Origin of the sequence: Olsenella intestinalis, from assembly GCF_023276655.1 — a bacterium.
Lineage (GTDB): Bacteria > Actinomycetota > Coriobacteriia > Coriobacteriales > Atopobiaceae > Olsenella_J > Olsenella_J intestinalis.
The window spans coordinates 600323-624172 of sequence record NZ_JALGRK010000002.1 but is presented as its reverse complement, the minus strand read 5'-3'; the positions used below and the strand labels follow the sequence as shown (position 1 = coordinate 624172).

Annotated in this window: 23 protein-coding genes; all 23 read left to right on the top strand. The window is 67.8% G+C overall.

Annotation, left to right across the window (positions count from 1 at the left end):
• The first annotated feature begins 10 nt into the window (after positions 1 to 10).
• The 23 genes from M5D76_RS07440 to M5D76_RS07330 all read left to right on the top strand — a co-directional run bounded on the left by M5D76_RS07440 (position 11) and on the right by M5D76_RS07330 (position 23814).
• Entirely contained in the window at positions 11 to 2314 is a 2304-nt protein-coding gene (locus M5D76_RS07440) for an HAD-IC family P-type ATPase (protein ID WP_248922752.1), read from the top strand.
• Positions 2315 to 2404: 90 nt separating this feature from the next.
• Complete coding sequence (locus M5D76_RS07435) at positions 2405 to 4303, top strand: GNAT family N-acetyltransferase (protein ID WP_248922751.1); 1899 nt, start codon at positions 2405 to 2407, stop codon at positions 4301 to 4303.
• Between the two features lie 484 nt (positions 4304 to 4787).
• Entirely contained in the window at positions 4788 to 6035 is a 1248-nt protein-coding gene (locus M5D76_RS07430; RefSeq protein ID WP_248922750.1) for a deoxyguanosinetriphosphate triphosphohydrolase family protein, read from the top strand.
• Positions 6036 to 6075: 40 nt separating this feature from the next.
• Entirely contained in the window at positions 6076 to 7485 is a 1410-nt protein-coding gene (locus tag M5D76_RS07425; RefSeq protein WP_248922749.1) for a replication-associated recombination protein A, read from the top strand.
• Positions 7486 to 7556: 71 nt separating this feature from the next.
• Positions 7557 to 8141 carry a DUF948 domain-containing protein gene (locus M5D76_RS07420; protein WP_248922748.1) on the top strand — a complete coding sequence of 195 codons (585 nt, stop codon included), beginning with the start codon at positions 7557 to 7559 and terminating at the stop codon, positions 8139 to 8141.
• A gap of 2 nt (positions 8142 to 8143) precedes the next feature.
• Positions 8144 to 8518, top strand: a complete 375-nt coding sequence (locus tag M5D76_RS07415) for an ATP-binding protein (RefSeq protein ID WP_248922747.1) — start codon at positions 8144 to 8146, stop codon at positions 8516 to 8518.
• Positions 8508 to 9335: an RNA polymerase sigma factor SigF gene (locus tag M5D76_RS07410; protein ID WP_248922746.1), complete on the top strand. Its 828-nt coding sequence runs from the start codon at positions 8508 to 8510 to the stop codon at positions 9333 to 9335. The genes M5D76_RS07415 and M5D76_RS07410 overlap by 11 nt, the downstream gene beginning before the upstream one ends.
• A gap of 136 nt (positions 9336 to 9471) precedes the next feature.
• Complete coding sequence (alaS, locus tag M5D76_RS07405; protein ID WP_248922745.1) at positions 9472 to 12120, top strand: alanine--tRNA ligase; 2649 nt, start codon at positions 9472 to 9474, stop codon at positions 12118 to 12120.
• 8 nt (positions 12121 to 12128) lie between these two features.
• Entirely contained in the window at positions 12129 to 12554 is a 426-nt protein-coding gene (ruvX, locus tag M5D76_RS07400) for a Holliday junction resolvase RuvX (RefSeq protein ID WP_248922744.1), read from the top strand.
• Positions 12551 to 13879, top strand: coding sequence for an endolytic transglycosylase MltG (gene mltG, locus M5D76_RS07395; RefSeq protein ID WP_248922743.1), 1329 nt, complete (start codon positions 12551 to 12553; stop codon positions 13877 to 13879). The genes ruvX and mltG overlap by 4 nt, the downstream gene beginning before the upstream one ends.
• Before the next feature lies 1 nt (position 13880).
• Positions 13881 to 14390 carry a YqeG family HAD IIIA-type phosphatase gene (locus M5D76_RS07390; RefSeq protein ID WP_248922742.1) on the top strand — a complete coding sequence of 170 codons (510 nt, stop codon included), beginning with the start codon at positions 13881 to 13883 and terminating at the stop codon, positions 14388 to 14390.
• A 72-nt stretch (positions 14391 to 14462) separates the two neighbouring features.
• Entirely contained in the window at positions 14463 to 15011 is a 549-nt protein-coding gene (locus tag M5D76_RS07385) for a shikimate kinase (protein WP_248922741.1), read from the top strand.
• Positions 15008 to 16117, top strand: a complete 1110-nt coding sequence (locus M5D76_RS07380; protein WP_248922740.1) for a 3-dehydroquinate synthase — start codon at positions 15008 to 15010, stop codon at positions 16115 to 16117. The genes M5D76_RS07385 and M5D76_RS07380 overlap by 4 nt, the downstream gene beginning before the upstream one ends.
• Before the next feature lie 48 nt (positions 16118 to 16165).
• Positions 16166 to 17290, top strand: coding sequence for a M24 family metallopeptidase (locus tag M5D76_RS07375; RefSeq protein WP_248922739.1), 1125 nt, complete (start codon positions 16166 to 16168; stop codon positions 17288 to 17290).
• A gap of 260 nt (positions 17291 to 17550) precedes the next feature.
• A complete protein-coding gene (locus M5D76_RS07370; RefSeq protein ID WP_248922738.1) occupies positions 17551 to 18534 on the top strand; it encodes a PTS sugar transporter subunit IIB in 984 nt (327 codons plus the stop codon).
• A gap of 29 nt (positions 18535 to 18563) precedes the next feature.
• Positions 18564 to 19379 carry a PTS mannose/fructose/sorbose transporter subunit IIC gene (locus M5D76_RS07365; RefSeq protein ID WP_248922737.1) on the top strand — a complete coding sequence of 272 codons (816 nt, stop codon included), beginning with the start codon at positions 18564 to 18566 and terminating at the stop codon, positions 19377 to 19379.
• Positions 19380 to 19395: 16 nt separating this feature from the next.
• Positions 19396 to 20313, top strand: a complete 918-nt coding sequence (locus M5D76_RS07360; RefSeq protein WP_346348406.1) for a PTS system mannose/fructose/sorbose family transporter subunit IID — start codon at positions 19396 to 19398, stop codon at positions 20311 to 20313.
• Positions 20314 to 20436: 123 nt separating this feature from the next.
• Complete coding sequence (locus M5D76_RS07355; RefSeq protein ID WP_248922736.1) at positions 20437 to 20820, top strand: DUF956 family protein; 384 nt, start codon at positions 20437 to 20439, stop codon at positions 20818 to 20820.
• Positions 20821 to 21007: 187 nt separating this feature from the next.
• A complete protein-coding gene (gene efp / locus M5D76_RS07350) occupies positions 21008 to 21571 on the top strand; it encodes an elongation factor P (protein WP_248922735.1) in 564 nt (187 codons plus the stop codon).
• Positions 21572 to 21700: 129 nt separating this feature from the next.
• Positions 21701 to 22063, top strand: coding sequence for an Asp23/Gls24 family envelope stress response protein (locus M5D76_RS07345; protein ID WP_248922734.1), 363 nt, complete (start codon positions 21701 to 21703; stop codon positions 22061 to 22063).
• A gap of 6 nt (positions 22064 to 22069) precedes the next feature.
• On the top strand, positions 22070 to 22660 hold the full coding sequence (gene nusB, locus M5D76_RS07340) for a transcription antitermination factor NusB (RefSeq protein ID WP_248922733.1): 591 nt from the start codon (positions 22070 to 22072) through the stop codon (positions 22658 to 22660).
• A gap of 1 nt (position 22661) precedes the next feature.
• Complete coding sequence (locus M5D76_RS07335; RefSeq protein WP_248922732.1) at positions 22662 to 23000, top strand: exodeoxyribonuclease VII small subunit; 339 nt, start codon at positions 22662 to 22664, stop codon at positions 22998 to 23000.
• Position 23001: 1 nt separating this feature from the next.
• Positions 23002 to 23814, top strand: a complete 813-nt coding sequence (locus M5D76_RS07330; protein WP_248922731.1) for a TlyA family RNA methyltransferase — start codon at positions 23002 to 23004, stop codon at positions 23812 to 23814.
• Positions 23815 to 23850: the final 36 nt, after the last annotated feature.

Below are 23850 nucleotides of genomic sequence, written 5' to 3'. Positions count from 1 at the left end.
AGAGGCACACATGAGCACCGAAAAGGGTCTGACCTCGGCCGAGGTTGACGAGATGGTCGGCCGCGGCTTGGTCAACGCCGCGCCCGCGCAGGCCGGCAGAAGCGTCCTGGCGATCATTGCGTCGAACGTCTTCACCTACTTCAACGCCATCTTCTGCGCCCTGGCCGTCCTGGTCGTGATCGCCGGCTCGCCCAAGGACCTCACGTTCATGGTCGTCGTCATCGCCAACGCCGTCATTGGCATCGTCCAGCAGCTGCGCGCCAAGCGCGTCATCGATCGCCTGGCCCTGCTCGACGCGACCTCCTACGAGGTCGTCCGCGACGGCGCCTCTGTCAGCGTCGCCTCCGACCGCCTCGTCCAGGGCGACCTCGTGCACCTCGAGGCCGGCCAGCAGGTCCCGGCAGACGCGCGGGTCGTGTCCGGATCCGCCGGCGTCAACGAGTCCCTGCTCACGGGCGAGCCCGACGAGGTCGAGAAGAGCGCGGGCGACGAGCTCCTCTCCGGCAGCTACCTTGCGACCGGCTCGCTCTCGGCGCGTCTGACGCGCGTCGGCGCCGACTCCTACGCCGCGGGCCTCACCGCGAGCGCGAAGCGCCACCGCGAGCGCCCCTCCGAGATGGTCCGCGACATCGAGCGCATCGTGCTCGTCGCCGGCATCCTCGTCGTCCCCGTCGGCGGCCTACTCCTCTGGCGCACCATGCAGGACGGCTGCACGACCCTTCCCGAGGCGATCCTCCAGATGGTCGGCGCCGTCATCGGCATGATCCCCGAGGGCCTCTACCTCCTCGTCACGATCGCCCTCGCCCTCTCGGCCATGCGCCTTGCCCGCGAGCACGTCATGCTCCACGACATGCGCAGCGTCGAGTCGCTCGCCCGCGCCGACGTCCTCTGCGTCGACAAGACGGGCACCATCACCTCGCCCGACATGCGCGTCCTCGAGCTCTTCTGCTGCGATGGGGCCGGCGGCGAGGCCGAGGCCCGCGCCCTTCTCGCCTCCTACGTCGCCACGGTGGGGGACGGCAACGCCACGGCGCACGCCCTCGCGGCCTTCGCGCCCGACGGGGAGCCCCTCCCCGCGGCCGAGGTCCTCCCCTTCAGCTCGACCACCAAGTACAGCGAAGTCACCACCGCCGAGAAGAGCCTGCGCCTCGGCGCCCCCGACATCGTGCTGGGCGAGGGCGCCCCCGCCCCCGTGACCGAGGCCATCGCCGCGCGCACCGCGGCCGGCGCCCGCGTTCTCGCGCTCGCCGACGTCACGTCCGAGGCGCCCGTCACGCTCGTCCTCGTCGCGATCGGAAACGAGGTCAGGCCCGACGCCCGCACCAGCCTCGCCGAGTTCGCGCGCCAGGGCGTGAGCGTGCGCGTCATCTCGGGCGACCACCCGCTCACGGTCTCGCGCGTCGCCGCCGAGGCGGGCGTCGCCGGCGCCGAGCGTTGGGTCGACGCGACCACGCTCGAGACCGACGAGCAGCTCGCGGAGGCCGCCGCGACGAAGGTCGTGTTCGGCCGCGTGACGCCCGAGCAGAAGCGCGCCCTCGTCGCGGCGCTGCGCGCGCAGGGCCATCGCGTCGCCATGACCGGCGACGGCGTGAACGACATCCTCGCGATGCGCGAGGCCGACTGCTCGATCTCGATGGGCTCGGGCGCCGACGCCGCGCGCCAGGCGGCCCAGGTGGTGCTGCTCGACTCCGACTTCTCCCACCTCGCCCAGGTCGTCAGCGAGGGTCGCCGCAACGTGAACAACGTCACGCGCTCGGCGACCCTCTTCCTGTACAAGAACATCTTCTCGCTTGCGCTCGCGCTCTTCTCGATATTCGGGGCCTTCGCCTACCCGCTCACGCCCAACCAGGTGTCGCTCATCTCGTTCTTCAACATCGGCCTGCCGGCGTTCCTCTTGGCCTTCGAGCCCAACGAGGAGCGTCGCGAGGGCAGCTTCCTGTCCGACGTGCTCGTCAGGTCGCTGCCGGCCGCGCTCACGTCCTTCGTCGCAATCGCGCTCATGATCGTCTTCGCCGACATCTTCGACGTGTCCGAGCAGGACGTCGCCACGGCGAGCACCTACCTGCTCTCCGCCGTGGGCTTCCTCATCCTCATCGGGCTCGCGCGCCCCATCAACCGCTACCGCGCCTTCGTGATCGTGCTCTGCCTCGTGGGCTTCGCCCTGGGCTGCGGCCTGCTCTGGCAGGTGTTCGACATCAACGCGCTCTCGAGGCGCGCGCTCGTCCTCTGCATCACGTTCGCCCTGTCCGAGGTCGGCTTCCTGCAGATCTTCGGCTTGATCGTCCGCCGCGTCCGCTCGGCCGTGGCGAGCTGATCGTTTTTCCGCCCGCCGCGCCCGAGGCCGGCCGATCCGTGTCAGAATAGGAAGTCCTCAAGGCAAACGCTACTAAACCGGAGACCGTCAATGGGGCAGCTTGACGCCATAGGGGCCCTCGGGCCGACCTCCGCGCTCGTGAGCGCGGACGCATCGACGCTGCTGCACGGCGCGATCCGCCTGGTCCGCGAGGCCGACGGCTGGGTTCGCCCCTGGCGCTTCTCCGAGGAGCAGATGCGCGCCCTCGGCTCCTGCCAGGCGTGGCACCCCGGCCTCTTCCGCCAGATGGCGCGCACCACGGCCGGCGTCTGCATCGAGTTCGACACCGACTCCTCCGAGGTCGCCGTCGAGGTCAGCCTCGACGAGGAGCCCCCGGCCACCCGCTCGGTCCTGGGCTGGGTCGACGACCTCGCCCCCGACGACGCGCCCTCCGCCCACGACGGGCTCTCCTGCGTCTCCGACGGGCACCGCCTCGGCGTGGCCGTGCCCGCCTTGGGGGAGAAGAGCGTGCTCTTCTCGCTCGACAGCCTCGACGAGGTTCCCGCCGGCGCCCCCATGCGCCTGCCCGGCATGGGCGACACCCACCGCGTCCGCATCTGGCTGCCGTGCCTGAGGGGCTGCAGCGTGCGCAAGGTCGTGGGCAACGGCACGACCATCGCGCCCGTCGCCGACCGCCCCCACCTGCTCGTCCTCGGCGACTCGATCGCCCAGGGCTTCGTCTGCGGCGACCCCGCGCTCGCGTGGCCGGCCCTTCTCGCCGACGAGCTCGGCCTCGACCTGCTCAACCAGGGGCTCGGCGGCCAGGTCTTCCAGCCCGGCTCGCTCTTCGGCCTCGCGCGCTCCATCGAGCCCGCGCGCATCGTGGTCGAGTACGGGGAGAACTACCGCTACGAGCCCTGCCGCGCGCGCCTCGTGACGCGCGACGTCAGGAGCTACCTGCTCGAGGTCGCGCGCCTGTGGCCCGGCGTCGACACGACGGTCGTGACGCCGCTCTGGCACGACGAGTACTCGCACCCGTCGCACCCCCTGAGCTGCTTCTCCAGCGTTCCGTCCTTCCTGGCGGCCCACGTCGCGCCGCACGACCAGATGCGCCTCGCCGACGGACGGCGCCTGCTCGACCACAAGGCATCCCTCATGGCCGACGGCTACGAGCACCCCAACGCAAAGGGCTCGCGCCAGATCGCCGAGCGCCTCCTCTGCGTCATGCGCACGGGCGGCGACCAGGCGAGCCTGCGCGAGTGCGCCCTCGCCGAGCTCTCCGGCGCGCCCCGCCGCGCGCTGCCGCTCGCCGAGATGCTCCGCCGCGGCGCAGGCCAGGTCATCTACGCCCACGACGGCTGCGTCCTCGCGCAGACGACCGAGGGCATGCAGGTGCTCTGGGCCCGCGACCGCGCCGCCGGCAGGCGCGTCGTGGAGGCCCTCGTCGACGCGCCCCTCGTCGACTGCCTCGAGCCCGCCCTCGTCCGCGACGTCACGCACCGCTGCGGCCTCACGCAGGTCGAGCCCTACCACGTCTGCGTCTTCGAGAAGAGGCGCGCGCCCAAGCGGGACGCCTCGCGCGACATCCGTCCGCTGGACGAGAAGAGCTTCTACGCGCTCCGCACCCTCTACTCGCACCCCGAGTTCAAGACCGACGCCGAGATCCTCGACCTGCTGCGCTCGGGCCGCTGCCTCGGCGGCTTCGAGAACGGCGAGCTCGTCGGCTTCGTCGGCGAGCACCCCTCCGGGTCGATAGGCATGCTCGAGGTCTTCCCGGCGTGGCGCCGCCAGGGCTGGGGCCTCGCCCTCGAGTCCGCCAAGATCCGCGAGACGCTCGACAGGGGAGAGGTCCCCTGGTGCGAGGTCTTCGCCGGAAACGAGGCGTCGCTCGCCCTGCAGGAGCGCCTCGGCCTCACCGTCGTCGCGTCGAACGAGACGTGCTACCTCTCGGCCCCGCTCGTGCCCGCCGCCCCTCTCGACGACCTCGACTCCATCGACGAGCCGGCCTAGGCCTTCCGCACCGATCGCGCAGCGCAAAACACCGTCGAGGGCGCGACCGCTCAGCGCAAACTGCCGTCGAGGGCGTGAATCTGTGCGCAAACTGCCGTCGAGGGCGCGAGGGGTCAGCGCAAAACCGTGTTGAGGGCGTGAGCTGCAGCGCAGAATGCCGTCGAGGGCGCGACTGACCTCACGCCCTCGAGACCATTCTGCGCTGACGGTCGCGCCCTCAACCCACATCTGCGCTGCAAGGCATCAAAGAACCGCGCCCTCGAGGCCATTCTGCGCTGCAGACGCCAAAAAAACTCGCGCCCTCGAGGCCATTCTGCGTTCACGCCTTCTGGCACTCGCGCCCTCGAGGCCACGTCGCGCTGCAGATTCACGCCCTCGACCGTGTTTTGCGCTGCAGGCCCAGCGCCCCCACCCCATGCGCCCCTTCGGCCCGCGTCCGCCAGTTGGTGTAGGCTAGGCCCAAACCATCGAGAAAGGCCCCGCAATGTCACCACTTGCACGCGACGCCTCGATCAACCGCGGCGCGCCCAACCTCACCGGCAAGCTCTCGCCGTCGGTCGCCGCGCACGTCCGCGCCATGCTCGACGAGGGCCGCATGAGCCCCTGCGCCTGCGCCGACGCCGACGCGATCCGCCGCGAGCCGCGCCCGGCCGACGAGGCGACGCTTTTGCGCCCCGCCTTCGTGCGCGATGCCGAGAAGATCATGCATACCCCGGCCTACAACCGCCTCAACGGCAAGACCCAGGTCTTCTCCTTCCGCGCGAACGACGACCTCACCCGTCGCGGCCTCCACGAGCAGCTCGTCAGCCGGGTCGCGCGCGACATCGGACGCGCGCTCGGCCTCAACCTCGACCTCATCGAGGCCATCTCGCTCGGCCACGACATCGGCCACACGCCCTTCGGCCACGCCGGCGAGCGCTTCCTCAACAACGTCTTCCACGACCGCACGGGCCGCCACTTCATGCACAACGTCCAGAGCGTCCGCGTGATCGACCGCATCTACGGCCGCAACGTCTCGCTCCAGACCCTCGACGGCATGATCTGCCACAACGGCGAGTTCGAGTGCCAGCGCTTCGAGACGAGCGGCCTTTCCGACTTCGCGACCTTCGACCGCGTGGTCGAGAGGTGCTGGCAGGACGGCCCCCGGCAGGTCCTGTCCCTCAGGCCCATGACGCTCGAGGGCTGCGTCATGCGCATCTCCGACATCATCGCCTACGTGGGGAAGGACCGACAGGACGCCATCCGCGCCGGCCTCGTGAGCGAGGACTCCTTCGACGACGGCCTCGGCGGCGCCTACAACGCCTGGGCCCTCTCCGCCTTCGTGGCCGACGTGGTCGAGAACAGCTTCGGCAAGCCCGTCATCGAGATGAGCGAGGAGGGCTTCGCCGAGCTCTCCCGCGCCAAGCGCGAGAACTACGAGAAGATCTACGGCTCCGCCGAGATCAAGGGCGACCTGCCCGAGGCCGTCAACGACCTCTTCCGCAGCCTCTACGAGCGCGAGATCGACGCGCTCGCCGCCGGCGACGAGGACGACGCCATCTTCAGGCACCACATCGGGCCCATCACGCGCTCCCTCTCCTTCTACGGCCGCTCCTACGACTGGGAGGCCGACCCGGACCAGTGCGTGGCCGACTACATCGCCGCGATGAGCGACGACTACTTCGTCGAGGCCTGCTCGCGCCACTTCCCCAAGGCCCGCGAGATCTTCCCACGCCGCGGCTACTTCGGCTAGCGGCCGCGCACCGTCACGCATCAAGAGACAAGGCACCACCATGGACACGCTCTTCTCGGACATCGAGCGCTACAAGCGCAAGGTCAACGCCCCGCTCGCGGTGCGCATGCGCCCGCAGACCCTCGACGGCTACGTCGGACAGGAGAAGGCCGTCGGGCCGGGCTCGTGGCTCAGGCGCGCCATCGAGCACGACACGCTCTCGTCGGTTCTGCTCTACGGCCCGGCCGGCACCGGCAAGACCACGCTCGCGCGCATCATCGCGAACACCACCCACGCCGAGTTCGTCGAGGTCTCGGCCGTCACCGGCACCGTGAAGGACCTGCGCCAGGCCACCGAGGCCGCCGAGTCGCGCCTGCTCACGAGCGGCCGGCGCACGATCCTGTTCGTCGACGAGATCCACCGCTTCAACCGCGCCCAGCAGGACGCGCTCCTGCACGCGGTCGAGGACCGCACGGTCATCCTCGTCGGCGCCACGACCGAGAACCCCTACTTCGAGGTCAACTCCGCCCTCATCTCGCGCTCGCGCGTGGTCGAGCTCGAGCCGCTCTCCGACGACGCGATCCGCGAGCTCGTCACCCGCGCCCTCGACGACAAGTTCGGCCTCGACGGCGCCTTCGACCTCGCCGACGACGCCCTCGACGAGATCGTGACGCTCGCCGCGGGCGACGGCCGCTCGGCGCTCACGTCGCTCGAGCTCGCAAGCCAGATGGCCGCCCCGGCGGACGCCCCCTCCGACCCGACGTCCCCCGACGCCGCCAAGGGCGATGGCGCAGGCGAGAAGAGCCGCATCCTCATCACGCGCGAGCACGTGCTCGACGCCAACCCCCGCCGCGGCCTGCCCTACGACAAGGGCGGCGACATGCACTACGACATCATCTCCGCGTTCATCAAGTCGATGCGCGGCAGCGACCCCGACGCGACCCTCTACTGGCTCGCGCGCATGATCGACGCGGGGGAGGACCCCAAGTTCATCGCGAGGCGCATCATGATTCATGCCTCCGAGGACGTCGGCAACGCCGACCCGCAGGCCCTTCTCGTCGCCGAGGCCGCGTTCAAGTCCGCCGAGGTCATAGGCTACCCGGAGTGCCGCATCAACCTCGCGCAGGCCGCGCTCTACGTCGCGCTCGCGCCCAAGTCCAACGCCTGCGAGGCCGGCATCGACGCCGCCCTCTCCGAGGTGCGCTCCGGCCCCCGCCGCGAGGTGCCCGCATACCTGCGCGACCGGCACCGCCCGGGCTCGGAGGACTACGGCGACTACCTCTACCCGCACGACTTCGAGGGCGGCTGGGTCCCGCAGCGCTACCTGCCCGAGGGCCTCTCGGCGGGCGACTTCTTCTTCCCGAGCCCGCGCGGCTGGGAGGCCTGGCGCCTCGAGTCGACGGAGCGCGACCGGGCGGCGCGTGCCGCCAACGGCGGCAGGGCCACGGGTAAAGGGAAGACAAACGGGTAGAATGCAAGAGTAATCCGAAGACCGCACGTTCGCGCGCGCCGCAGCGCGCATGGAGAGAAGGGCGCACCATCATGCAGTTCGATCCCATGACGATTTTGCTTCTGGTCCTGGCCGCCGTAGGCGTCTGGGCCGTCGTCGAGCTCGCGCTCACCATCAGGAAGGCCCGCTCCACCGTCGATGAGGTCGGCCGCAACGCCAACGAGACCATCGAGCAGGTCCAGCCGATCATCTCCAAGCTCGACGGCGTCATGGACGACCTCCAGCCGTCGCTGCGCCAGGTCGACCCGCTCATGGAGAAGGTCAGCGTCTCCCTCGACGAGGTGAACGTCAGCCTGCGCCAGGTCAACGGCATCCTCGACGACGTCTCCTCGGTCTCCGAGACCGCCGCCGGCGTCACCGGCGCCGTCAACCAGGTCGCAAACACGGCCGCCAACGCCGCCACCGGCATCGTCAACAAGATCACCGGCAAGAAGGGCGAGCCCGCCCCCGCCATCGAGGGCGCCGCGCCCGCCCAGATCGAGGCCGCCGACGAGGCCGAGGAGGAGCAGCACAACTCCGGCTACGTGACCTACGCGGAGAAGCCCGCCGAGAAGAGCGACGCCGCCGAGAAGAGTGACGACTCCGCCTCTGACTCCTCCGAGAACGAGGGCGAGTAGGGATGGCGGGCCAGAGCGCCGTCAGGCTGAGCGTCCCCGCCGAGGCACGCTACGCCCGACTCGTCCGCATGACCGTCGCCAACCTCGCGGTCCTGTGCGACCTCGGCGTCGACGAGGTCGAGGACCTTCGCATGATCGCCGAGGAGGGCTTCGTCCTGAGCTGCGCCACGCAGCCCACTTCCTGTGACATCGAGCTCGACTTCGCCGACGGGCGCGCGAGCCTCGACTTCGCGCTCGGCGAGGCGGACCCCGCTGAGGCGGGCGCAGACCTCGACCTCGTGAAGCTCCTGCTCGAGGCCGTCTGCGACTCGTGCGACGTCGTCGATGGCGCCACGCTGCGCCTCACCAAGACGATCGGCCAGGACAATGCCCGGTAGCGACGCCGCCCGCGAGCGAGCCGCCCGCCGTCGCGCCTCGGCGCGCACGCCCAAGGGCAAGCTCGCCTGGGACAAGGAGCGCACGAGGGAGCTCTTCCGCCTCTACAAGGAGGAGGGGGACGAGGAGGCGCGCCAGCAGCTCGTCGTGAGCCACCTCAACCTCGTCAGGTTCCTCGCGTCCAAGTTCAAGAACAGGGGAGAGCCGCTCGACGACCTCGTGCAGGTCGGCACCATCGGCCTCATTAAGGCGATCGACCGCTTCGACCCGGCCCGCGGGCTCGAGTTCACCACGTTCGCAACGCCCACGATCATGGGCGAGATCAAGCGCCACTTCCGCGACAAGGGCTGGTCGGTCCGCGTCCCGAGGCGCCTGCAGGAGCTCTCCTCCAAGGTCAACCAGGTCACCGAGGAGCTCACCAAGGACCTCCAGCGTTCTCCCTCCGTCGAGGAGATCGCGAGCGCCCTCGACTGCTCGGTCGACGAGGTCCTCGAGGCCATGGAGTCCTCGAGCGCCTACAGCTCCGTGCCGCTCGAGGCGCCGTCGCGCGACGACGATGACGCGCCCTCGGTCATCGACCGCTTCGCCTCCGAGGACGAGGACCTCGCCTCCTCCGACGACCGCATGCTGCTCGAGGAGGCCATCGCCGAGTTCTCCCCGCGCGAGCAGGAGATCATCCGCATGCGCTTCCTCGACGGCCTCACGCAGGTCGAGATCGCCAAGCGCCTCGGCATCTCGCAGGTGCAGGTCTCGAGGCTCTTGCGCCGCACCCTCGAGAAGGTCCGCGAACGCATCGACCCCGAGGGGGTCATGGGCTAGGCCCAGGCCAAACGCCTCCGCGCCCCGCGCACGGCTCACGCCCTGCGCGGGCGTTTTTGTGTGTTGCTTCCACGTGCATCAGATTCACGTATGATGTTGAGCGCAAGTGCGTCACTCGCAAAGGCTGAGGAGAACAATGAGCACGACAGACTACAAGACCATGACCACCGCCGAGATTCGCGCGGACTACCTGAAGTTCTTCGAGGAGAAGGGCTGCAAGCTCTACCCCTCGTCCTCCCTTATCCCCGACGACCCGTCGCTCCTGCTCGCCAACGCGGGCATGAACCAGTTCAAGGAGTACTACCAGGGCACCAAGACGATGAGGGAGATCGGTGCCACGTCGTGCCAGAAGTGCCTGCGCACCAATGACATCGACAACATCGGCGACGCCCGCCACCTCTCGTTCTTCGAGATGCTCGGCAACTTCTCCTTCGGCGGCTACACCAAGGCCGACGCCATCGCCTGGGCCTACGAGTTCATCACGAGCCCCGAGCACCTCGGCCTTCCCAAGGACCGCCTCTACTTCACGGTCTTCGAGAACGACGACGAGGCCATCGAGCTGTGGCACAGCCACGGCGTCGACTACGACCACATCTCCCGCCTCGGCGAGGAGGACAACTTCTGGGCGGCCGGTCCCACCGGTCCCTGCGGCCCCTGCTCCGAGATCTACTTCGACCAGGGCCCCGAGTTCGAGGGCGAGGCCCCCGGCGACGACGGCGACCGTTACCTCGAGTTCTGGAACCTCGTCTTCACGCAGTACGACCGCCAGGAGGACGGCTCGATGCCCGACCTCCCGCACCGCAACATCGATACCGGCATGGGCCTCGAGCGCATCGCGGCCATCATGCAGCACAAGGGCTCCAACTACGAGGGAGACGTCATGCGCTCGCTGATCGCCCTCGGCGAGAAGCTCTCCGGCGTCGAGTACCACGCCTCGGCCAACGACACCGACAAGAGCCTCCGCATCCTCGCGGACCACTCTCGTGCCGTCACCTTCATGATCGGCGACGGCATCCTCCCGTCCAACGAGGGCCGTGGCTACGTGCTCAGGCGCCTGCTTCGCCGCGCCGTCTACCACGGACGCCTCCTCGGCATCCAGGGCGCCTTCCTCACCACCTACGCCCACGAGGTGACCGAGGTCCTCGGCGACCAGTACGAGGCCCTCGTCGAGAACCAGGCCCTCATCGACGGCATCATCTCCGCCGAGGAGGAGCGCTTCGGCGCCACCCTGAACGCCGGCGAGACCATGCTCCAGGCCGAGCTCGAGAAGCTCGCCGAGGGCGCCGTCCTCTCCGGCGAGGTCGCCTTCAAGCTGCACGACACCTACGGCTTCCCCATCGACCTCACCCGCGAGATCTCCGAGGACGCCGGCCACGAGGTCGACATGGACGCCTTCGAGCGCGAGATGGAGGCGCAGAGGGACCGCGCCCGCCAGAGCGCCAACCGCGACGCCTGGGGCGCCGCCAACAACGTGTGGGCTGCCGTCTCCGACCACATCGCCGAGACCGAGTTCTGCGGCTACGATTCGGACGTCGCCGAGGGCTGCAAGGTCCTCGCCCTCGTCGTCGACGGCGAGGAGCGCGAGGTCGCCCACGCCGGCGAGTCGGTCGAGGTCGTCCTCGACAAGACGAGCTTCTACGGCGAGATGGGCGGCCAGGTCGGCGACACCGGCTCCATCGCCTCCGACTCCGCCCGCCTCGAGGTCAGCGACGCCAAGCACCACGAGGGCGGCGTCGTCGCCCACGTGAGCGAGGTCGTCGAGGGCGAGCTGCACGTCGGCGACGCGGTCACCACGACCGTCGACCACGGCCGCCGCGAGCTCATCCGCCGCAACCACACCGCGACCCACCTCCTCGACGCCGCGCTCAAGCGCGTCCTGGGCGACCACGTGAGCCAGGCCGGCTCGCTCGTCTCGCCCAATCGCCTGCGCTTCGACTTCACCCACTTCGAGGCTCTCACGGCCGAGGAGGTCGCCCGCATCGAGGGCATGGTCAACGCCGAGATCTTCGCCGCCGAGCCCATCGTGACCAAGGTCATGGGCATCGACGAGGCCAAGGCCGCCGGCGCTGTCGCACTCTTCGGCGAGAAGTACGGCGACGTCGTCCGCGTCGTCTCCACCGGCGACTCCGACGAGCCCTTCTCCCGCGAGCTCTGCGGCGGCACCCACGCCCGCAACACGGCCGAGCTCGGCATCTTCAAGATCGTCTCCGAGGGCTCCGTGGGCTCCAACGCCCGCCGCATCGAGGCCGTCACCTCCGTCGGCGCCATCGAGTACGTCGACGAGCGCCTCGCCGGCCTCGACGAGGTCGCCAGCTCCCTCAAGTGCCGTCCCTCCGAGGTGCTCACCCGCGTCGAGCAGCTCAAGGAGGAGCGCGCCGACGCCGAGAAGAAGCTCAAGGCCGCCCTCGTCGGTGGCTCGTCCAGCCAGGTGAGCGACGCCGTCTCCGCGGCGGTCGACATGGGCGCCTACAAGCTCGTCATCGCCCGCCTCGACAACATCGGCGGCAAGGAGCTCCGCGGCGTGTGGGACACGGTCCGCGACAAGCTCGGCGCCGACTGCGCCTGCGTCCTCGCCAGCGTCGCTGACGGCAAGGTCGGCCTGCTCGCCGCGGGCACCGACTCCGCCGTCGCCGCGGGATTTGCCGCCGGCAACGTCATCAAGGAGATCGCCGGCCACGTCGGCGGCCGCGGTGGCGGCAGGCCCAACATGGCCCAGGCGGGCGGCTCCGACGCCTCCGGCATCGACGCCGCGCTCGACGCCGCCAAGAGCCTCCTTAACGCATAGGAATCCCAGTGAGGGCCTTGGCGCTGGACATAGGCGAGGTTCGCATCGGCGTCGCCGCGACCGACGCGTCGGGAACCATCGCCTCTCCCGTCAAGGTCCTCCCTGCGCAGGAGGTCCTCTCGATGAGCAGGACCTTCCGCATGATCCTCGAGGACTACGAGCCCGAGGTGCTCGTCTGCGGCCGTCCCAAGACCCTCTCGGGGGAGGACGGCCCGCAAGCCGAGAAGATCATGGCTCAGGCTCGCCAGATTGCCTCGGCGTGCGGACTTCCCCTGGAGTTCGCTGACGAGCGCCTCTCCTCGCAGGAGGCCAAGCGTATCCTTCGAGCAGAGGGATTGAGCGAGAAGTCCATGCGAGGCAAGGTCGACATGGTGGCCGCCTCGCTGTTTCTGCAGGCATGGCTCGACGCCCATAGAGAGCAGGCGAACCAATGACCGAAGACCGCAACCCCAGGGCGCGCCACTTCACCGCGCGCAAAGACGCCCCGCCCCAGGCGCGCGCCTCGAGGCCGAGCGCAGGCTCTTCTCGCCCGCAGGCTCGCCCCGCGAGTCACGCCGCGCGCCAGCAGCACGTCGCAGGCCATGTCCGTCCCCAGCAGGCTCGTCAGCAGGTGCGTCCCGCGTCCGAGGCGTACCGCGCGCAGGCCAGGCCCTCCGGCGGGCGCCCGTCCGGCAGGCGCCCCGGCGGCACGGGCGCGCCCGACGGCAGGAACCTGGTCGTCATCGGCGCCGGCCTCCTGGTCGTCCTCCTGATCGCCTTCTTCCTCGTGCCGCGCTGCACCTCCGCGCTCTTCGGCGAGACCCAGAAGGTTGAGTCCGGCAAGCTCGTCAGCGTGCGCATCCCCGACGGCGCGTCGGGCGCCGACATCGCGCGCGTGCTGTTCGAGGCCGGCGTCATCGCGAACGAGCGCGAGTTCAAGGACGCCGTGCACGCCAAGGGCGCCGAGTCCAGCATGAAGAGCGGCACCTTCGAGCTCACCTGCGGCGACAGCCTCGACAACATCGTGAGCATCCTCTCGGCGGGCTCCAACTCCACCGCGAACAGGATCACCGTGGCCGAGGGCCTCACGCTGCAGAAGACCGCCGCGGCCGTCGAGCAGCAGACCTCGATCTCCGCGTCGGACTTCCTCGCGCAGGCCAAGGCGTCCAACTACGTCTCGAGCTACCCGTTCCTCGCGGAGGCCGCCAACGACTCGCTCGAGGGTTTCCTCTACCCGAAGACCTACGACTTCGACGGTCGCGAGGTCACGGCCGACGCGATCATCCGCGACATGCTCGACCAGTACGCGGTCGAGATCGCCGACGTGGACCTCGCGGGCGCCCGCTCCAAGATCAAGTCGGCCTACAACCTCGACCTCACGAACTACGACATCCTCAAGGTGGCGTCTATTATCGAGCGCGAGGCGATCAGCGACACCGACCGCCCGCTCGTGGCGTCCGCCATCTACAACCGCCTGAGGGACGGCATGGCGCTCCAGAGCGACGCGACCATGGGCTACGTCACCGGGGGAGAGGTCACGGCCGAGGACCTCACCAAGGAGAGCCCCTACAACACCTACCTCAACCAGGGGCTCACGCCCACGCCCATCTGCACGCCGGGCCTCGAGGCCCTCAAGGCCGCCGCGGACCCCGCGACGACCAACTACAAGTACTTCCTCATCATCGAGAACGGCTCCTACTCCAACCACACGTTCTCCGAGACCTACGAGGAGCACGAGCGCGCGATCGAGAAGGCCAAGTCCGAGGGGTGGGCTGCGTAGGATGGGGCTCTTCTCGGCATGGCGCTACTTCGAGCGCGTCGACCAGATCCCCGTGGCGGAGCTTGCCGCCGCGGGCGTCACCTGCGTCCTGATCGACCGTGACAACACCTGCGTCCCGCGCGACGCCAAGGTCGCGCCTCCCGCGGTCTCGGCCTGGCTCGACGAGGTGCGCGCCGCGGGCATCAAGACCTGCGTCGTCTCCAACAACTTCCACGGCTCCCAGGTCGAGAAGAGCGCGCGCGAGCTTGGCTGCGAGGTCGTCCACCACGCCATGAAGCCGGCGCCCTTCGCCCTGAGGCGCGCCCTCTCGCTCATGGGCGCCACGGCCGACGAGGCCGTCATGATCGGCGACCAGGTCTTCACCGACGTCGTCGCCGGCAACCTCGCGGGCGTCAGGACCATCCTCGTCAGGCCCCAGTCCCGGCGCGACCTCTGGTACACGCACATCATGCGCGTGGGGGAGAGGCTCGTCCTGAGGGGCAAGACGTTCGAGGATGGTGGAGAGCGCTAGCCCTCGCTTGACGGGGCGCCTCGGGTGGTAGAATCGTGGCCGAAAAACCACGTACGCTCGGAGCTTCACACAATGGAACAAGGCACAACCGGATACGTCGTCCACGAGGGGTGCGACCACATCTTCTTCGTGGGCTTCCTGGGCGCGGGCAAGTCGACGCTCGCCCGCAACCTCGGAAAGCTCTTCAGGAGGAGCTACGTCGACACCGACCGCATGGTCGAGCGCGCGCTCGGCAAGACCGTCTGCGACATCTTCTCGGAGGACGGTGAGGACGAGTTCAGGCGCGGCGAGGCCCGCGTGCTCGAGCGCCTGAGGGAGCGCAAGTCCCTTCTCGTCAGCTGCGGCGGCGGCATCGTCGAGGGGCCGGCATCCTGCGAGCTCATGCACCAGATGGGGACCATCGTCTTTCTCGACGGCGACCTCGAGGACTCGCTGAGGCAGATCCGCCACCCCGAGCTCAGGCCCGACTATGACACGCCCGAGTCGGCACGTGCCCTCTACGCGCACCGCCGCCCGCTCTACGAGCGCGAGTGCGACCTGCGCATCGACATCCGCGGAAAGGACTTCGAGCAGGTTGCCTCAGAGGCGGCGCAGCTGCTCTGGGAGAAGGGATTGCTATGAGCACCACCGAGTCACAGGCCATCAGGCAGTGGGTCTCCGCCCCGGGCGGCTCCTGCGACGTGCGCGCCGGCGGCGGCGTCATCGAGAGCTGCGGCCGCTCCTTGGCCACGCTCGTCGGCAAGCCGCGCCTCTGCGCCCTCGTGAGCACCCCTGAGGTCGACGAGGGCCTCGTCGAGCGCCTGAGGCGCCAGCTCACCGACGGCGGCTTCGAGGTCCGCAGGGTCACGGTCGCGGCCGGCCCCGACTCCCGCACCCTCGAGGCGCAGGCGACCCTCTTCAACGACCTGCGCGAGGCCCACGTCACGGCTGACGACCTCGTCATGGCCGTCGGCGACGTCGACGCCCTGAGCGCCGCCTGCAACGCGAGCGCCCTCTGGTGCTCCGGCGTCCCCTTCGTGGCGGTCGCCCTCGACCTCGAGGCGATGCTCGAGGTCGCGCTGACCCCGCGCGGCCTCGCCGTGGCCGGAGACGACGACATGGTCTCCTGCGGCGCCTTCTGCCGCGTGCTGCTCTGCGACGCCGACGCCATGGACCTCGACCTCGCCTCCGAGCGCACCCGCCACGGCCTGGCCATCATGGCCGCCACGGCCATGGCCGAGAACGAGAACACCTTCTCCCGCCTCTGGGACTGCGCGGACGAGATCGCGTCGGGCGAGAAGAGCGTGCTTATCGAGGAGGCGGTGGACATCCTCAAGGCGCGCGGCCGCCTCGCCTCGTCGACCGCCATCGCGGTGCGCCAGTCGCTCGGCTTCGGCCAGACCTTCGTGCGCGCCCTCTCGCGCCTCGTTCCCGCATCCGAGCGCTCCGTCCTCCTCGCCGAGGCGCTCCGCTTCTCCGCGCGCCTCTCGGCCGGCATGGGGCAGCTCTCCGTCGACGACGTGCTCGCTCAGGACGAGCTCCTCGAGACCCTCGGCCTCGGCGAGCTTGCCGCCGACGTCGAGCCTGAGGCGATGGTCGATGCCCTCAAGTCCGAGCGCTTCCTGCGCACGAACCGATTCCTTCTCGCCCTGCCCCAGGTCATCGGCAGGGTCCGTCTCAGCTCCGTGCCCGACGACCTTCTCGCCGAGCACGCGGGCGCCTTCTGCGACGCCCACCGCGCGTCCTGACGGCGCGCCACGTACGCTTATAAGCCTTCGTAAGAGGAGATGCATAGCATGAAAGACATGACGGCATTCGCACGGCGCGTCGAGCGGTTCAGGGGCCTCATGGCCGAGCGCGGCTACGACGCGGCGATCATCCGCAACAACGCGGACCTTCGCTGGCTTACGGGCGCCGAGAGGGCCTTCGACGACGAGAGCGCGCACACCGCCTTCGTCACGGCCGACGGCCTGTGGTTCCACACCGACTCGCGCTACTACGGCACCTTCGTCGACAGGCTGGGAGAGGACACGCCCTGGCAGCTCGACATGGACATGGTCGGCCACGCCGAGTGGGCGGCCAGCCACGTCGCGGCAAGCCGCGCGCGCGTCGTCGCCATCGAGGACAGCGTCGACCTCGCGTTCTTTGACGCGCTCCAGGTCGAGCTCCAGAAGGCCTCCGTGGCCGCGCTGCTCCCGCGCATGCACGCCGACATCGCGACCCTGCGCATCGTCAAGGACAGCGAGGAGATCGAGCTCATGCGCCACGCGCAGACGATCACCGACGCCGCCTTCACGCACATCTGCGAGTTCATCCGCCCGGGCATGACCGAGATGCAGATCAAGGTCGAGCTCGAGAACTACATGTTCGAGCACGGCGCCGACGCGCTCTCCTTCGACTCCATCATCGCCTCGGGCCCCAACGGCGCGAACCCCCACGCCAAGCCCGGCGAGCGCGTGGTCGAGAAGGGCGACATGATCGTCATGGACTACGGCGCGGGCTACCACGACTACCACTCCGACATGACGCGCACGGTCTGCGTGGGCCAGCCCAGCGAGGAGCAGCGCCACGTCTACGACATCGTCCGCAGCGTCAACCAGGCCTGCGCCGAGGCTGCGCTTCCCGGCTGCAAGGGATCTGACATCCACGCCCTCGCCGTCCGCCTCATCACCGAGGCCGGCTACGGCGACTACTTCAAGCACGGCCTGGGGCACGGCGTCGGCCTCGAGATCCACGAGAAGCCCTACTTCAGCCTCAGCTTCGACGGCGAGATCCCCGTCGGCTCGGTCGTCACCGACGAGCCCGGCATCTACCTGCCCGGCAAGTTCGGCGTCCGCATCGAGGACTTCGGTGTGATGGGGGAGCAGGGCTACGAGCGCTTCACCCAGTCCACCCACGATCTGGTCTGCATCGACTGCTAGAGCGGTCGCTCATACCACAATTCGGGGTCAGTTCGCAAGAACTGACCCTTTTTTAATCAATAATGCGTGGTAGACGGTCGAATTCATCCAAATGTGAATAATATTTACGAGTTGTCGGCATTTTCTGTCGAGATAACACGTATACTCTATGCAGTGTGGAGCAATTATGAAGGCAATTGCTCCTCGGCCTAGCCAACATTTAGGCGAGTGGGGGTTGGGTCGGATCTGTTGGATGCAAGGAATATGTAAGGAGGAAGTGAATGGTCAGCATTGTTCTTGCAAGCCACGGTAAGTTCGCCGAGGGCATCATGGAATCTGGCAGCATGATCTTCGGTCCGCAGCAAAACGTTGCGGCTGTCGTTCTCACGCCTGACATGGGCCCCGACGCGCTTCACCAGAAGCTGCTCGATGCAATCGCCACCTTTGACGACCAGGAGCACGTTCTGTTCCTGGTGGATCTCTGGGGCGGAACGCCGTTCAACCAGGTCTCTCGACTCATTGAGGAAGAGGGCCACGAGGACTGGGTCGCTGTTACCGGTCTCAATCTCCCCATGCTCGTCAGCGCCTACGGCTCGCGTCTCGCGGCCGAGACCGCTGTCGACGTCATGAAGGAGATCTTCTCTGAGGCTCGTGACGGCGTGAAGGTCAAGCCCGAGGCACTGCAGCCCGCAGGTGCCGCCGCTGCCGCAGCCCCGGCTGCCGCCGCTCCCGCCGGTGCCATCCCCGAGGGGACGGTCATGGGCGATGGGCACATCAAGTACGCATATGTCCGCATCGACACCCGACTCCTTCACGGCCAGGTCGCGACCGCGTGGACCAAGCAGGTCAACCCGGATCGCATCCTCGTCGTCTCGGACGGCGTCTCCCACGATGATCTGCGTAAGAACATGATCATCCAGGCCGCGCCTCCTGGGGTCAAGGTCCACGTCATCCCCATCGACAAGCTCATTGCCGTTGACAAGGACCCGCGCTTCGGCGCAACCAAGGCCATGGTTCTGTTCGAGAACCCGCAGGACCTCCTCCGTGCCGAGGAGGGCGGCGTCAAGTTCGACGAGGTGTGCATCGGCTCGATGGCCCACTCCGCCGGCAAGACGGTCGTCAACCAGGCCATCGCCTGCGACGACGAGGACGTCAAGACGCTCAAGGCCATTCGCGACAACGGAACCAAGTTCTACGTCAAGAAGGTGCCTGCCGACAGGTCCGAGGACATCTGGGCTCTTCTCAAAGAGAAGAACATGGCCTAACGCCCCGATAGAGAAGAAGGAGGGAATTCATGTCGCCCATTACGATTGTTCTAATCGTTCTCGTCGCGTTCCTCGCTGGTATGGAGGGCATCCTCGACGAGTTCGAGTTCCACCAGCCGCTGGTCGCTTGTACGCTGATCGGCCTCGTTAGCGGTCACCTTCAGGAGGGCATCCTGCTCGGTGGCTCCCTGCAGCTCATGGCTCTCGGTTGGGCCAACATTGGTGCCGCCGTCGCCCCCGACGCCGCGCTCGCCTCTGTGGCCTCCGCGATCATCATGGTGCTCGCCCTTGACGGTGGCACCGCTGATCCCCAGACTGCGATCAGCACCTCGATCGCCGTCGCCGTGCCTCTTTCCGTGGCCGGCCTGTTCCTCACGATGATCGTCCGTACGATCGCCATCCCCATGGTTCACGCCATGGACGCTGCCGCCGAGAAGGCCAACTTCAAGGCCATCGACGGCCTGCAGATTGCGGCCATCCTGCTTCAGGGCGTCCGCATCGCGGTTCCCGCCGCGGCGCTCTGCTTCGTCCCCGCCGACGTCGTCACCAACGCCCTCAACTCCATGCCCGCGTGGCTGACCGAGGGTATGGCCATCGGTGGTGGCATGGTCGCCGCCGTCGGTTACGCCATGGTCATCAACATGATGGCCACCAAGGAGGTCTGGCCGTTCTTCGTGCTCGGCTTCGTCCTCGCTGCGCTCTCTGAGCTCACCCTCATCGCCCTCGGCGCCCTGGGTGTCTCTCTCGCGCTCATCTACCTCGGCCTCAAGGAGCTCGCCAAGCAGGGCGGCGGTGCCGCTGGCTCGGGCGATCCCCTTGGCGACATTCTGAATGACTACGAGTAGGAAGGGAGTGATTACTGTGGCAGACAAGATTGAGCTTACTAAGAGCGATCGCATGGCAGTGGCCTGGCGCCACCAGTTCCTGCAGGGCTCTTGGAACTACGAGCGTATGCAGAACGGCGGCTGGTGCTACGCCATGATCCCCGCTATCAAGAAGCTGTACTCCTCCCAGGAGGAGCAGGCTGCGGCCCTCAAGCGTCACCTCGAGTTCTACAACACTCAGCCGTACGTCTCCGCCCCCGTCCTGGGCGTCACCCTCGCCCTCGAGGAGGACCGTGCCAACGGCGCTCCCGTCGAGGACGCCGCGATCCAGGGCGTCAAGGTCGGCATGATGGGCCCGCTCGCCGGTGTCGGCGACCCCGTCTTCTGGTTCACCGCCCGCCCGATCCTCGGTGCGCTCGGTGCCTCGCTGGCCCTGTCCGGCAACATTGCCGGCCCGATCCTGTTCTTCGTTGCCTGGAACATCATCCGTATGGCGTTCCTCTGGTACACGCAGGAGTTCGGCTACAAGGTCGGTACCCAGATCACCAACGACCTTGGCGGCGGCATGCTCGGCAAGATCACCGAGGGCGCTTCCATCCTCGGTATGTTCATCATCGGTGCCCTCGTCGAGCGCTGGGTTAGCATCTCCTTCGTCCCCGTCGTCTCCCAGGTTCAGCAGGCGGACGGTGCCTTCATCGACTGGTCCGCTCTTCCCGCTGGCGCCGACGGCATCAAGGAGGCCCTGACCCAGTTCAACTCCATCGGTGCGACGGCCCTTGACCCGATCAAGGTTACGACCCTCCAGGACAACCTTGACGCGCTCATCCCGGGCCTCGCTGCCGTTGGTCTGACGCTGCTCTGCTGCAGCCTTCTCAAGAAGAAGGTCTCGCCGATCATCATCATCCTCGCGCTCTTCGTGGTTGGTGTTGTCGGTCACGTGATCGGCCTCATGTAAGCGATTCCGCCAGCGCGGTTTCTGCTCGACATGCCGAGCCGCACCTTGTACGCTTAGACGCCTGGGGCGCCTCGCTGCAAGGTGCGGCTCTTCTCTTTACCCAACCAAGGAAGCAAGGCAACAATGGTTCAGTCTCAAAACACCAAGGTCGACCTCACCATCCGGGCCACCTCGTACCATGGCATCTCGACCTACGGCGACATGATGGTCGGCGACAAGGCGGTCGAGTTCTACAACGAGAAGAACAAGGCCGACTTCATCCAGATTCCCTGGAACGAGGTCGACCAGGTGGCCGCCTCCGTCATCTTTGGAAAGTTCATCCCTCGCTTCGTCGTGATGACCAAGCAGAACGGAAACTATTCCTTCTCGACGCGCGACAACAAGAAGACGCTGCGTGCCATGCGCCCGTACGTCGGCGAGGACAACCTCGTTCGCAGCCCGAGCTTCTTCGGCGTCCTCAAGCTCGGCATCCAGAGCCTGTTCAGGATCGGCAAGAAGAAGGCCTAGTCACACGTCACATATGCCCGGCGGGCATGGGGGAGAAGAGCCACCTTTGCGCTCGAGGGGCCTTTTGCCCTGTCGGCTCTGTGGAATCGCCTAGCTCTCGCGAGCAGGCGATTCCGCTGCGTTATACTCTCGATGCATATGACTGTCGCCTGCAGAGCTGCAGGCAATAATAGAAAGTGAGCATCTCGTGGCAACCATCAGCACCGCAGACTTCAAGAACGGCATGGGTCTCAAGATCAAGGACAAGATCTACACCATCGTCGAGTTCCAGCACGTCAAGCCTGGCAAGGGCGGCGCCTTCGTCCGCTACAAGATCCGCGACCTCAAGACCGGCCGCGTCATCGACCAGACCTGCAACGCTGGCACCAAGTTCGAGAACGTCCAGCTCATCACCCGCGAGATGCAGTACCTCTACAACGACGGCACCGCGTACTACTTCATGGACAACGAGACCTTCGAGCAGATCCCCGTCTCCGACGAGTTCATCGGCGACAACGAGAAGTGGCTCAAGGAGAACGACACCTGCCAGCTCCTCTACGCCGACACCGAGCTCCTCGGCGTGAACCCGCCGATGTTCATCGAGGTCGAGATCACCGAGACCGACCCCGGCTTCAAGGGCGACACCGTCCAGGGCGGCTCCAAGCCCGCCGTCATCGAGACCGGCGCCACCGTCCAGGTCCCGATGTACCTCAACCAGGGCGAGATCATCAAGGTTGACACCCGCGACGGCAAGTTCGTCTCCCGCGTCTAGCGAAGCGTTCGGATCGGGTCCGCGGGCATTTCCGCGGGCCCGATCATCTCGCACACGTCTGACCCTGACCGTTCGCGCAACGAGGCACGGTGCGCACTCAGGGCCGCAGCTCTTTGAAAGGATTGGATTATGAGCGAAGCTGAGCTCTTCATTTCGGGCATGGGCATCTCGAGGGGCGTCATCTCGACCATCGTGACGATCGCCGCCGAGAACGTCGAGGGCGTCGTCCGCGTCGGCGGCAACGACATCGCCTCGAGCCTTGTCTCCGTCTTCACGAGGCGCTCCGCGGCTCCCGAGGCCTCCGTCGAGGCCGAGGTCGTCGACGGCTCCCTCAAGGTGACCGTCCATCTCGCCGTCTTCTACGGCTATCCCTTCACGAAGCTCGCCGCGGCCGTCCGCACGGCTGTCTCGACCGCCATTCTCGAGCAGGTCGGCGTCGAGGTCGCAGCCGTCGACGTCTGCATCGACAGCCTCGTCTTCCCCAAGGAGTAACCAGACGTGTCAGCAAGAACGCACTTCGGCGGGCGCACGCTCGCCCGCAGCCAGGCCCTCCAGCTCCTGTTCCAGGCCGAGGCCACCGGTCGTACCGTCTACGAGGTCCTCGAGGGTGACTACGCCCTCTCCGAGGGTCCCCTCGACCCGTTCGGCGAGATGCTCGCCCGCGGTGCCGACGACATGCGCTCCGACCTTGACGCCGTGATCGAGGTCACGTCGTCCAACTGGAGCATTTCCCGCATGTCCTCGGTCGACAGGAACCTGCTCCGACTCGCCCTCTACGAGATGCTCGAGGTCGACGAGGTTGCGGTGGCCGTCACGATCGACGAGTCGGTCGAGCTCGCCAAGGCCTACGGCTCCGATGACTCCTTCCGCTTCATCAACGGCCTCCTCGGTCGCGTCGCCCGCAGGATGGACGAGGGCGTCGACGTCGTCGCTGCCGCCCGCGAAGAGCTCGCCGCCCGCAACGCCGCGGACCAGCAGGACGCCGAGGACGTCGAGGACGTCGAGGCCCAGGACGCGGACGAGGATGCGACCGACGTCGAGGACGCCGCGACCGAGTCCGTCACCGACGACACTGAGGACGGTGAGTAGGATGGCAAAGCCCAACACCGCTGCCTACAAGACCTTCGACGACATCACGGGCCGACTCGACGAGATCGTCCAGCAGGTCCGCGACAAGGACGTCTCCCTCGAGCACTCGCTCGACCTCTTCGACGAGGCCATTGCGCTTGGCTCCAAGGCCGTCGATATGGTCGACACCACCGACTTCACCCCCGAGGAGGAGGCGAAGCTCCAGGAGGGCGCTCAGGAAGCCTCCGCCGAGAAGAGCGAGGACGCCTCCGCCGAGGCCTCCCAGGGGGCCGAGGGCGCCTCTGACGCCCCCGAGGCCGCGGACGAGGCCAAGGGTGAGTCCGAGGGGGAGCAGGCCTAGCGTGGCCAAGGCTCCGCGACACAGACTTGACGAGGAGCTCGCGCGTCGCGGGCTCTTTTCCTCTCGCGACGAGGCGATGCGCGCCATCATGGCGGGCGACGTCTCGACCACCGACCGCCGCCTCACGTCCCCCGGCGAGCAGGTCCGCGAGGACACCTACCTCCACGTGAGGGGTCAGAAGTCCTACGTCGGCCGCGGTGGGCTCAAGCTCGAGCGCGCCCTCGAGGCTTTCGCGATCGATCCCACCGGCATGCGCTGCCTCGACGTGGGGTGCTCGACGGGAGGCTTCACCGACTGCCTCCTCAAGCACGGCGCCGCTAGCGTCGTGTCCGTCGACGTGGGCTACGCCCAGTTCGACTGGGGCCTCAGGGAGGACCCGCGCGTCGAGCTCCACGAGCGCACCAACATCGTCGACCTTCCCAGCCCCGACAACGAGGGCACCATCGACCTCGCCGTCTGCGACGTCTCGTTCACCTCGGTCACGGTCGTGCTTCCCGCCGTCATGCGCCTGCTCGCCGCCGACGGCAGCTTCGTGACGCTCGTCAAGCCGCAGTTCGAGGCGGCCCGCGACGAGGTGGGGGAGGGCGGCATCGTGCGCGACCCTGCCGTTCGCCTGGCGGCGCTCGAGAAGGTCGCGGACGCGTTCTCGGAAGCTGGCCTCAATCTGGCAGCGTGCTGCCCGAGCCCCATCTCCGGACACAAGGGAAACACGGAGTTTCTGCTGATGGGGACCGGGAAACCGATGCCTGCGGGCGAGCTCGACCTGAAGGCCGTGGCGCTTCGCGGCGAGGTATGCACGCTCTTCTCGGCGTGAGTGGACGCCTGTTTTTGGCAAATCTTTGTTGCCGCG

Bases quoted from the DNA above. Each gene is read 5' to 3' on its own strand.
- M5D76_RS07440 (WP_248922752.1), top strand. From the start codon at position 11: ATGAGCACCGAAAAGGGTCTGACCTCGGCCGAGGTTGACGAGATGGTC.
- M5D76_RS07435 (WP_248922751.1), top strand. From the start codon at position 2,405: ATGGGGCAGCTTGACGCCATAGGGGCCCTCGGGCCGACCTCCGCGCTC.
- M5D76_RS07430 (WP_248922750.1), top strand. From the start codon at position 4,788: ATGTCACCACTTGCACGCGACGCCTCGATCAACCGCGGCGCGCCCAAC.
- M5D76_RS07425 (WP_248922749.1), top strand. From the start codon at position 6,076: ATGGACACGCTCTTCTCGGACATCGAGCGCTACAAGCGCAAGGTCAAC.
- M5D76_RS07420 (WP_248922748.1), top strand. From the start codon at position 7,557: ATGCAGTTCGATCCCATGACGATTTTGCTTCTGGTCCTGGCCGCCGTA.
- M5D76_RS07415 (WP_248922747.1), top strand. From the start codon at position 8,144: ATGGCGGGCCAGAGCGCCGTCAGGCTGAGCGTCCCCGCCGAGGCACGC.
- M5D76_RS07410 (WP_248922746.1), top strand. From the start codon at position 8,508: ATGCCCGGTAGCGACGCCGCCCGCGAGCGAGCCGCCCGCCGTCGCGCC.
- alaS (WP_248922745.1), top strand. From the start codon at position 9,472: ATGAGCACGACAGACTACAAGACCATGACCACCGCCGAGATTCGCGCG.
- mltG (WP_248922743.1), top strand. From the start codon at position 12,551: ATGACCGAAGACCGCAACCCCAGGGCGCGCCACTTCACCGCGCGCAAA.
- M5D76_RS07390 (WP_248922742.1), top strand. From the start codon at position 13,881: ATGGGGCTCTTCTCGGCATGGCGCTACTTCGAGCGCGTCGACCAGATC.
- M5D76_RS07385 (WP_248922741.1), top strand. From the start codon at position 14,463: ATGGAACAAGGCACAACCGGATACGTCGTCCACGAGGGGTGCGACCAC.
- M5D76_RS07380 (WP_248922740.1), top strand. From the start codon at position 15,008: ATGAGCACCACCGAGTCACAGGCCATCAGGCAGTGGGTCTCCGCCCCG.
- M5D76_RS07375 (WP_248922739.1), top strand. From the start codon at position 16,166: ATGAAAGACATGACGGCATTCGCACGGCGCGTCGAGCGGTTCAGGGGC.
- M5D76_RS07370 (WP_248922738.1), top strand. From the start codon at position 17,551: ATGGTCAGCATTGTTCTTGCAAGCCACGGTAAGTTCGCCGAGGGCATC.
- M5D76_RS07365 (WP_248922737.1), top strand. From the start codon at position 18,564: ATGTCGCCCATTACGATTGTTCTAATCGTTCTCGTCGCGTTCCTCGCT.
- M5D76_RS07355 (WP_248922736.1), top strand. From the start codon at position 20,437: ATGGTTCAGTCTCAAAACACCAAGGTCGACCTCACCATCCGGGCCACC.
- M5D76_RS07345 (WP_248922734.1), top strand. From the start codon at position 21,701: ATGAGCGAAGCTGAGCTCTTCATTTCGGGCATGGGCATCTCGAGGGGC.
- M5D76_RS07335 (WP_248922732.1), top strand. From the start codon at position 22,662: ATGGCAAAGCCCAACACCGCTGCCTACAAGACCTTCGACGACATCACG.